Source organism: Alkalibacillus haloalkaliphilus C5 (assembly GCF_000269905.1).
Classification (GTDB): domain Bacteria; phylum Bacillota; class Bacilli; order Bacillales; family Alkalibacillaceae; genus Alkalibacillus; species Alkalibacillus haloalkaliphilus_A.
This window is the reverse complement of record NZ_AKIF01000262.1, coordinates 1-1,446: the sequence shown is the minus strand read 5'-3', so window position 1 is coordinate 1,446 and position 1,446 is coordinate 1. Positions and strand designations below refer to the sequence as shown.

Annotated in this window: 1 protein-coding gene; it reads left to right on the top strand. The window is 36.4% G+C overall.

The annotated features are described in order from the left end of the window. Positions 1-224 precede the first annotated feature (224 nt). On the top strand, positions 225-1,446 hold a 1,222-nt coding region (locus tag A194_RS0116240), incomplete at its 3' end, for a potassium/proton antiporter (RefSeq protein WP_017187830.1).

Here is a 1,446-nt window from a genome sequence, read left to right as displayed (position 1 = left end):
GAACTACACGTTTTTGTTCCATTGAATCCCCCTCCTACTCTCTATATACATTGAACCACTTCGTATATATTTGCCAAAACGTACTTAGGAACCTTTTTCCATCCGTCTAAAGGCTGAAAAAATTTACATTACCCCATTAACATGAAGACAAATTAATAACTGCTACATATGATTTGTGATAAAATAAAATTAGAAATAAATATATTTAAGAAGGGGGAAACGGGATGCTTGTTGAATCATTTGGAAACGATGGATTGATTTTTTTAATCGCCTTTTTACTTTTAAGTGGTATTGTTGCCGCTAAATTCTCAAGTCGATTAGGCCTCCCTTCACTTGTACTCTTTATAGCTGTCGGTATGGCAGTTGGTAGTGATGGGTTAGGAATTATATATTTTGATAATGTTGAGATTGCTCAACTTATCGGTATTCTTGCATTAATTATTATATTATTTGAAGGTGGTCTACAAGCGAAGTGGAAGACGATCCGGTCTGTCGCAGCACCTTCAATTTCACTTGCTACAGCAGGTGTGTTTTTTACCGCACTTATTACAGGGTCAGCAGTCTATTTAATTCTCGATGTCACGTGGTTAGAGGCGTTATTATTTGGAGCAATTGTAGGTTCAACTGATGCTGCTGCCGTATTCGCAACATTAAAAGAACGTAATATAAAAGCGAAAATGGGTGCAACGTTAGAAGCAGAGTCAGGGACAAACGACCCAATGGCTGTTTTCTTAACTATTATGTTTATTGAGTTAATTATTAGTGATGATTCCAGTCTATGGATGTTAATTCCTTCATTCTTTTGGCAAATGGGAGTTGGGTTAGTACTTGGTTTAGCTATTGGTAAATTAGCTTATAAGGCAATTAATAAAATTAACCTTGAATCAAGTGGACTTTATCCAATACTAGCTATATCGTTCGCGTTTGTTACATATAGTGCTGCATCTTTCATCGATGCTAGTGGATTTCTAGCTGTATATGTAGCAGCCTTAGTTATTGGTAACTCTGAATTGACATACCGTCATTCAATATTCCAATTCAATGAAGGCCTTGCCTGGACTGCTCAAATTATGATGTTTATTATCCTAGGGCTTTTAGCTTTTCCTGAGCAAGTATTCCAGCTATCAAACATTTTTGCGGGAGTACTCATTTCATTAGTGTTAATTTTCATTGCAAGACCAGTAGCTGTATTCTTATCAACAATAAAGATGAAATATACACTAAAGGAAAGGCTCTTTATATCGTGGGCTGGTTTGCGTGGAGCTGTACCAATTGTATTAGCAACTTTCCCAATTGTAGCAGGCATTGAAGGTGCTGATAAATTCTTTAACATTATTTTCTTCGTCGTCTTAACATCTGCATTAATTCAAGGTTCAACGATTTCTAATGTTGCAAATCGTCTCGGTCTAATGGGGCCTACTAAAGATACACCACACCATTCAATTG